Below are 8,585 nucleotides of genomic sequence, written 5' to 3'. Positions count from 1 at the left end.
CACGTGGATCGAGGGGCCGGGCCTCGGCGTCGACGCGGGCCCGCAGCAGGGCGGTGTAGGGGGAAGCGGGAGACAGGACGTCCAGCAGGGCGTGGGCGCGGTGGCGCAGTTCGGCCAGGAGGCGGTTGCAGGGACGCAGCACCTCCGGGGAGCCGAGCAGCTCGGTCAGCTCGCGGTGGTGGGGTTCGGAGTCGGCGGCCCGGCCGAGCAGCAGCCGGGCCCGGTCCCCCGCGGCCCGGTCCGTCCGGTGCAGCAGCTGCGCGAGGCGGTAGGTGGCGGTCCCGTTCCGCAGATCCTCCCCGGTGCCGCCGTGCAGGTCCTCGTGATCGTTGCGGAGCTGCGCCAGGATCCCCAGGACCTCGCCGAACTCACCCCACGCCGCGACCTCGTCCGCCCGGGGACCGGGCACGGCCGCCCCGGCGCCGTGCGCCAGCCGGGCGGCCAGCACGCAGGCCATGGCGTAGACCGCGCCGCTCTTCTTCCGGTACACCTCGCGCACCTCGTCGGGCCCCACCGCGTCCGGCTCGTTGAGGAGGTCGCCGAGCTGCCCGTCGCAGGCGGCGGTCCAGCCGTCGAGGTAGTCGGCGGTCAGCGCCCGGCGCAGGGCCTCGGGCACCGGCAGGGTGGCGAGCACGCGCAGCGGCAGTCCGTAGCCGCACTCCAGGGTGGCGGTCAGGGCGGCACTCCCGGCCATCCCGTACGACCGCGGACCGGCACCGGCACCGGCACCGGCGTCGCCGTCGTCGCCGCCGCCGTCGACCGCGTCGTCGAGCGCATTGGCGGCCCGCCACCACAGCGCGTGCACCGCCGCGACGGGCACGGCGGGCTCGGTACTGCCCCGCACCGCCGCGTGGACGAGCAGGGGCAGGGCGAACTCCTGCGGATCGCGCCGCCCCCGGGCGACGAGCGTCCGCATCGAGGCGTCGAGCATGGGGTGCCGGACCCCGTAGAAGCGGTCGATGAGCCCGTCGAGGTACTGCTGTACGCACGGAAAGGCAGCCCGGATGCGGCCTTCCGGGCTCGATGTGGGCCGGACACCCCGCTCGTCACGGTGGCGGGGGCCGGAGGGCAGGTGGGACAAGCGGGGCTCCAGGGGTCGGGGGCCGGGCAGGCATCGCGGGCGGCGGCACGCGACGTCACCTCACGCCGACGACTCACGCCGGGGGACCGACCCGCTCGGATCAGCCCCTGCCCGAAGATCGCGCGCGCCACAAGGGAACCTAAGCCCGGCCTCGGCCGCAGGCCCCGATCCCGGCGGCAGTTGACCCCGACAGGGCTAACGCCGCCACCGCTCCGTACGCATGGCGCGGTGTGCGGGGTGTGTGCGGAATCACACGTGATACGCATCGTTGCCGATACGCATGCCCTACACCATCACATATCCGGATAATCGCTCATGCGCCGCGGGCGGACAGTGACCGCCGCCCCCTCCGCCTCTCGCCCGCATGCTGACCGGTAGCCCCCGGCTACCTTTTGAGGCAATAGTCGAAATATCCCGGGGAGTGTTCACTGGGAGCGATTTCATTCCGCAACTGCCGGTCGGCATTTGTGCGGTTCTTGTGCGAGGAGCAGATATGGCGACAGGGGACCGGGCAAGACGGCGCAGTGGCCGATGGGCCGCTCCCGGAACAGGTGTGCTTGTTTTATCGTGCGTTGCCTTCCTTGCCTCGTGCGCCGAGGCCGTGGAGAGCGAAGGCGCTCCGCGCGGGCAGGTCGAAGCGGGTAATTCCATCGCGGAGACGGTCGACAAGACCGCCTGGCCGCAGGCGGACGTCGACAGCGGTCTCGCCAAGGACCTGAAGCTTCCGGTCGAGGCGTATCTCCAGACCTACCCCGAGCAGGTCACGATCCAGCAGGCGAACAACACTCTGCAACGCGATTGCATGGGCCGGTTCGGCTTCGACTTCGCGCCGCCGGCACCCGGAAGCCACCCGCCCGGCGAGTACAACTCGGCCAACATGAAGCGCCGGTACGGCATCACCGACCTGGGGGAGGCCAGGCAGCACGGCTACCAGCCGCCCGAGCCCGTCGAGGAGTGGACCCCGTACGAGCCGGAAGGGGAGGTGGCGAACTACGTTTTCGACCTGACGGTCTCCGAGGGGCAGAGCGCGCCGACCGGTCAGGACTACCAGGGCATGGACATTCCAGAGGGCGGCTGCCGGGGCGAATCCGACCGAATAATCGGCGAGTTCGGCGACGAACTCGCCAGCAAGATCAACGTCGACACCTTCCAGCGGCTCAAGCAGGACCCCAGGGCCATCCAGGTCAATCAGGAGTGGGCCGCCTGCATGCAGACCAGGGGCTACAGCTTCACGTCACCCCTTGAGGCGATCGACCAGGCATTCTCAGCGCCTGCGGACGGAGCGGCGCAGGACGAGATCTCCCAGGCTGTCGCCGATGTCGAGTGCAAGAAGTCCACGGACCTCGTCAACGTGTACTTCTCGGTCGAGACAGAAATGCAGGAGGAAGAGATAGGCAGGCAACGACCCGCTCTTGACGAACAGAAGGAGAAGAATGACCAGGTCGTCCAGAACGCGGCTGCGTACAGCTGACATGGCAGACTCTCGCGGGCGCATCGCACGTACTCGGCGGCAGGCATCCGTCATCACCCTCGGCGCTCTCACCGCCACCACGCTGGGGCTGGCCTTCCCCGCCAACGCGTGGGCGGTGGACACCTACCGCTCCGACAGATGCAGCTCCAGCGGCAACAATCGCTGCGTGATGCTCAATTACAACTCGGGCGGGAACGGCTACTGGAGCAGCTCCTGCTTCATCTCCAACATCAACATCTCGAACTACGCCGGCTACTACGCCGGCGACGGCATCAACGTCCACTACGTGTTCGACCGCCGGTCACTGCTGTACTCGCTGAGCAACGGGACGAGTTCCTGCCAGTCCACCAGCGGCAAGGGACAGCGGGTCAAGAACAACGCGGCCGCGGTCGGCAACAACCTGACCGCCGACGTCCGCGTGTACTACAACTCGGGCTATTCGGGTCCGTCGGACACCATCGGAGCCGGGAACAACAGGAACCTCAGCGCCACCCTGAAGAACGACAACGCGTCCCAGAAGATCCTCAACTGAGACGCCGGACACCCGCCGGCGCGCTGCCGGGCGTGCACGTGCCCCACGAGGTCACGAACAACCGTACTGAGCCGGCAGGCCGCTTGAACGCGCTGAAGGTCACAGGGCCGGGCGACTTCAGCGAGGTGCCACCTCGGATACCGCCCGGCCCGCAGCCGGGCAGCCACGGGCAGCAGTCGGCAGGCAGCAGCCTGCCGGGCCCGGCGGTGTCGAGATGCCCGAGGAGCCGGTGATCACGTCCACGAGCCCGGCCCCGACACGGGAGGCATCTTGAGACCCTTCACATCGTTACGGGCCGCCTCGGTGGCCTTCGCCCTCGCGGTGGCCCTGCCCGCCGGCCTGTTGGGCAGCTGGACCGGTCCCGCGTCCGCGGCCACCGCCGACCGCCGGAGTCCGGCCGCCGACCGGGCGGGCGGACCGCCGGCGGCAGCGATCCCCGAGGACAAGCGCACCGAGCTGCTCGGCGCCGACTACCGCACGTCCACCGACAGGGCGGTGGCGACCAGCGGAGACGCCACCGGCTTCCACATCCTCACCGCGGCGAGGGCCGAGGGCTACGCCTGGAAGACCGTCGCTTCTCTGTCCGAGCCCGGGTTCGACACCGACAGTTGGATCGGCAACGCCTGTATCACCGGCTCCGGTACCCGCGCCGTGGTCGTGTACGCGCCGCGGACTTTCACCAATGAGGCGGAGCTGATGGCCCGCGGCGGTTTCACCGCCATCGTGGACCTGACCACGGGGAAGGTGACCAAGCTCGCCCAGCAGGCGTCGCTGTCGTACTACAACCCCGGCTGCGGGGCCGGTGAGACGGCGGTGCTGACACTGTCCGGGGGCGAGGACAAGCCCGCCACGCGCTTCGTCGAGGTCGACGCGGCCAGTGGCGAGCCGGCCGACCCCGTCACCGTCGACGGCCAGCTGACCTCCGCGGTGCCGGCCCGGGGCGGAATCGTCGCGGCGGCCGGCGGCCGCCTCGTCACCGTCGGCACGGACGGCGGGACAAAGACACTGGCCGCGACCCGATCGGTGGCCTACCGGCTCACCCCCGACGCGGCCGGCGGGCTGGCGTTCCTGGAGAAGGCCGCGGACGCCAGGACCACCGTCAGGCATCTCCCCCGGGGTTCCGGCCGCGGCGGGGGCGAGCCCCGTGTGCTGGCCACGGGCCCGCGCACCGATACCGGCCTCGCGCGGGCGGCCTCCGGTGAGCTGTTCATCACCGGCGCCACCGAGACGGCGGGCCGGTTGCCCGCGACGGTCACCCACGCCCCCGGCACGCCGGCCCGCAGCCTCGCCTCCACCACCGGCGACGCGCTGGTGACCGGCACGGTGTGGGCGGATGGAAAGGACAGCCGCATCTCGGCCGCGGAGGCTGCACGACCGCGACCGGTGAACGTCGGCCTCCGGCTTCTCGACGCCCCGGGGGGTGAGCGGCCGGAGAAGGAGTTCACCGTCACTCCCGGTACGCTGCCGAGCGTCCATGCGGCCGACGGATCCGCGATGTCCGCGGCCCTGTCGCGCGGTGCCGGGAAGGCCGCCCCGCCGGCGTCGGCGCGGGCGGCGAGCCCGACGGATCCGGTGGAGGACGAGCGGGTGTGTTCGGTGCCCCGCAACGACCCGAAGAACCAGGCGATGCAGCCCAAGCCCCGGCAGGTGGAGTGGGCGGTGAACCAGGCCGTCACCGGCAACCTGAACAAGCACATCTCCCGGCCGGCGGGCTGGAAGAACCTGGGTATGCCCGCCTATCAGCCGCAGACCCTCTTCCCGCGCCCCGCGCTGGAGGGCGGCGGGCGGGTCCCGGCGCAGGTGATGCTCGGTGTGACGGCCCAGGAGTCCAACATGTGGCAGGCCGCCAGGTCCGCTGTTCCCGGGGTGACCGGCAACCCGCTGATCGGCAACTACTACGGCATCGACTACTACGACTACACGACCGCCAACGACTGGGACGTGGACTGGTCGGAGGCGGACTGCGGCTACGGCATCACACAGGTCACCGACCACATGCGCCGTGCGGGCCGCGAGGACGGCGGACCCACCGCCTGGCCGTACGACAAGCAGCGTGCCGTCGCACTGGACTACACCGCGAACATCGCCGCCGGCTTGCAGATCCTGTCCGACAAGTGGAACCAGACCCGCAGGGCCGGCCTCATCCTCAACAACGGTGACGTGAAGCGGCTGGAGAACTGGTTCTTCGCGCTGTGGGCGTACAACTCCGGCTTCTACCCGGAGAGCGACGCGGGCAAGTACAACGGCGCCTGGGGAGTGGGCTGGGCGAACAACCCCGCCAACCCCGAGTGGGACGCGGGGCGCAGTCCGTTCATGGAAGACCGCCTGGGCAACGACGACTACGCGGATGCGGCCCATCCCCAGGACTGGCCCTACCAGGAGAAGGTCATCGGGTTCGCCGCCCACCCGCCCGAGCTGCTGGAGGCGCCCAACAAGCTGGTGGCGGGCTTCCGTCCCGCCTGGTGGAACGGCACCGACGGCGACGCGACGGTCAAGGGCTCGGCGAAGTACCACCGCGCGCTGGCCAAGCCCCCGGAGGACCTGTTCTGCAGCGACCTCAACGACTGCCGCCCCGACAAGATCGGCGACGACGCGTCGAACGACGACTCCACCACCGGCCCCTGCGTCCGCGGCGACTTCCGCTGCTGGTGGAACACCTCGGCCGCATGGAAAGCGGACTGCGACTACACCTGCGGCAACGAGTTCGTCCGCTTCAACGACACCTATCCCGAAGAAGCGGACGGCACCGCGTACCCGCCCAACTGCGATCTCAACGGGCTGCCGGCCGGCGCACTCGTCGTCGACGACGTCCCCAACGGCACCAGATCCGTCCGCCCCAACTGCAGTCCGCAGCTGTCGATCGGAGGAACTTTCAGTTTCGACTTCGGGGAGGGCGAGACCCGGCCACCGGACCCCACCCGGTACTGGCCGGGCAAGGTGGACACCCACCAGATCGGCGGCGGCTTCAACGGCCACTTCTACTTCACGCACACCCGCAAGGGGGACGCGAAGGGTGAGCGGCTGAAGGTCACCGGAAACTGGAACTTCGACACCACCGTCAGCGGCCCGGCACAGGTGCTGGTGCACCTGCCCGACCACGGCGCCCACACCAAGCAGGCCAGATACAGGATCGAAACCCGGGACGGGCCCCGCTACCGCACCGTCCAGCAGCCCGGCGGATCCAACCGCTGGCTCAACCTGGGCGCGTTCATGTTCGGCAACAAGCCCAAGGTGAGCCTGACCTCCGTCACACCCGACGGCACCGGAGACGAGGACATCGCCTTCGACGCCGTAGCGGTCAAGCCGATCGACGGCACCTACGTGGAGGACAGCGTCTCCGCGGTCGCCTACTTCGACGAGGACCAGAACCTGGACCCCGCGGACGAGGCGCGCAAACTGAACACGCCGTTCGCCTCACGGCAGGACCTGCACGACTGGGCCATCGGCACCTCCGGAGGCGTGACCGCGCTGCCGACCTGTCCCAACGGCGGGGTCGACACCGACTGTGCCGGAGCCCGGACCGAGGCGGCGATGCAGAAGTGGAACGCCGCCGCCCAGGCAGCCGGCACGCATCCGACGGACCATCCGGACGGCAAGTCCATCCCGGCCTGGCTGAAGTTCTCCAACCCGGTCGGCCAGCGCCCCACCAGCGTCGACAAGCCGTCGTACTTCGACAGCGACGACGGCTCCTACAAGATCCGCACGAAAGCAAAGGTGTCGTACGTCAAGACCGGCGACGGCAAGATCGTCGACGGCAGCGAGTACGTGGAGTACAGCTCTCGCACCGGAGACACCCACCTGCCCGATTTCGTCACGGACACGTTCCAGGCCATCGAGGCGGACTACGGCATCGCCCCGCCGGACATGAACTACAGCGCCATGGACCTCAACGACCACGACGGCACGATGACCACGACCGACACCAACTCCACCGGGGTCCTGCCCGGCAGGGAGTACCAGGGTGTCGGCAAGAAGCCGGTGATCACCGACAAGTCGAACCAGCCCACACCCGGAGGCACGTGCGTGGCCTCGCTGTACACCTCCGGCGGGTCGATCGGCTACCGCGTGGCGCTGGCCTCGGAGAAGGTGACAGGCAACGTCGGGAGCTGGAAGAGCGCCGTGGAGGCCAACGGACTTGCTCCGGCATCGGTGAAGAAGCTGGCCGGAGAGATCTACAACGCCTTCTTCAAGCCCGGCCTGACCGGATCGCTCTTCAACAGCGCCGGGCCCATCTGGCAGGAGCTGAACTTCTCCGTCTGCACCGACGGAACGGTCATCTCCAACAGCGGCCGGCCACTGCTGCGCTCGTCGTACATGCCGAACCAGTACCTGTACCGCAACGGCAAGGCGGTGGGCCTGGACGGAAAGCCCGCGACCGGCCCGGCGCCGGTCATCACCGGTGACTACGAGCACTTCACCAACGCGATCGATCTCACCGGCGTAGACGTCTCCAAGATGGCCTACGGTGACTGCGGCGCGACGACCGGACGAGGCGGAAACCCATGGGGAATCGACCCCCTGGACTCCGCCGGAGCGAATCCCTCGGGACACTTCTGCGTCGATGCCTCGCTGCAGCCCGACCCGCAGTTCAGCGACAAGTAAAGGAGACATGAATTGCTGCTGCTGACTCTGGCCTACGTCGTCGGCGTGCCAGTGGCCATGCTCGCCTGGGCCTGGCTCTCCTGGCTCGCGAACGGGCCGGAGTCGGCAGTCCCCGTCGCGGTGACGCACCTCGTCGCCTCGATCGCGGCGATCCCCGCAATCCTCCTCTGGCTGGGAGACTACGCCGACCTCTGGTTCATCACCGTTCCCGGGATCCTCTCGGCCGTGGCCAGACTCCTCCTGGAGTCCAGGAGCACAAGCCGCTCGTGACCACCGCCGGTTCGCCCCGGGCCGCATGACACTCCCCGTCATCCGGCCCGGGGCCGGCGGATGTCGTGGGTGCGGCGGCCGGTGAGGACCGTGAGCATGACGCGGTGCGCGAACTCCCGGCCGCCGAAGGGGGTGTTGCCCGAGGTGCTGTAGCGGATCTCCGGGTCGACCCGCCAGCGCTCCGCGCGGACCAGGCAGAACGTGGCGGGCTCGCCGGGTGCGAGCGGGCGGCCCGCCACGTCGGCGATACATCCGATCCGCGCGGGGCCGACGGACATCACCCGGGCGACCGCGGCCCAGTCCACCGCGCCGGTCCGCCCGTCCGTGAACACCTCCGCCACCACGGGCAGCGCCGTCTCCAGCGACGTCAGGCCGAACGCGGCGCGCAGCCAGGAGCAGTTCTTCGTGTGCGCGGGGTGCGGTGCGTGGTCGGTGGCCACCACGTCGAGGGTGCCGTCGCGCAGCCCGGCGCGCACCGCGCGCGCGTCGGCGGCGGAGCGCAGCGGCGGGTTGACCTTCACGCCGGGGCCGTGCCGGGCCGCCTCGTCGTCGGTGAGGACCAGGTGGTGCGGCGCGGCCTCGGCCGTGACCGGCAGCCCGGCCCGCTTGGCGGCGCGGACGAGGGCGAC

Annotated in this window: 6 protein-coding genes; 4 read left to right on the top strand and 2 right to left on the bottom strand. The window is 70.1% G+C overall.

Annotation, left to right across the window (positions count from 1 at the left end):
- Positions 1-1,081, bottom strand: a 1,081-nt coding sequence (locus H5J30_RS10240) for a polyprenyl synthetase family protein (protein WP_181787111.1), incomplete at its 3' end; no start/stop codon positions are given.
- 601 nt (positions 1,082-1,682) lie between these two features.
- Here H5J30_RS10240 and H5J30_RS10235 point away from each other — a divergent pair.
- The 4 genes from H5J30_RS10235 (at position 1,683) to H5J30_RS10220 (ending at position 7,956) form a co-directional block, all read left to right on the top strand.
- Positions 1,683-2,552 carry a hypothetical protein gene (locus H5J30_RS10235; protein ID WP_181787110.1) on the top strand — a complete coding sequence of 290 codons (870 nt, stop codon included), beginning with the start codon at positions 1,683-1,685 and terminating at the stop codon, positions 2,550-2,552.
- A gap of 1 nt (position 2,553) precedes the next feature.
- On the top strand, positions 2,554-3,084 hold the full coding sequence (locus H5J30_RS10230; protein ID WP_181787109.1) for a peptidase inhibitor family I36 protein: 531 nt from the start codon (positions 2,554-2,556) through the stop codon (positions 3,082-3,084).
- Between the two features lie 270 nt (positions 3,085-3,354).
- Positions 3,355-7,686, top strand: coding sequence for a golvesin C-terminal-like domain-containing protein (locus H5J30_RS10225; protein ID WP_181787108.1), 4,332 nt, complete (start codon positions 3,355-3,357; stop codon positions 7,684-7,686).
- 12 nt (positions 7,687-7,698) lie between these two features.
- On the top strand, positions 7,699-7,956 hold the full coding sequence (locus tag H5J30_RS10220; RefSeq protein ID WP_181787107.1) for a hypothetical protein: 258 nt from the start codon (positions 7,699-7,701) through the stop codon (positions 7,954-7,956).
- 38 nt (positions 7,957-7,994) lie between these two features.
- Here the strand turns inward: H5J30_RS10220 and H5J30_RS10215 are convergent.
- The coding region (locus H5J30_RS10215; protein ID WP_181787106.1) for an amidohydrolase family protein at positions 7,995-8,585 on the bottom strand (591 nt) is incomplete at its 5' end.

It is taken from the genome of Streptomyces phytophilus, assembly GCF_013870535.1.
GTDB classification, from domain to species: Bacteria; Actinomycetota; Actinomycetes; order Streptomycetales; family Streptomycetaceae; genus Streptomyces; species Streptomyces phytophilus.
This window is presented reverse-complemented; position numbering and strand designations above follow the sequence as displayed.

Bases quoted from the DNA above. Each gene is read 5' to 3' on its own strand.
- H5J30_RS10230 (WP_181787109.1), top strand. From the start codon at position 2,554: ATGGCAGACTCTCGCGGGCGCATCGCACGTACTCGGCGGCAGGCATCC.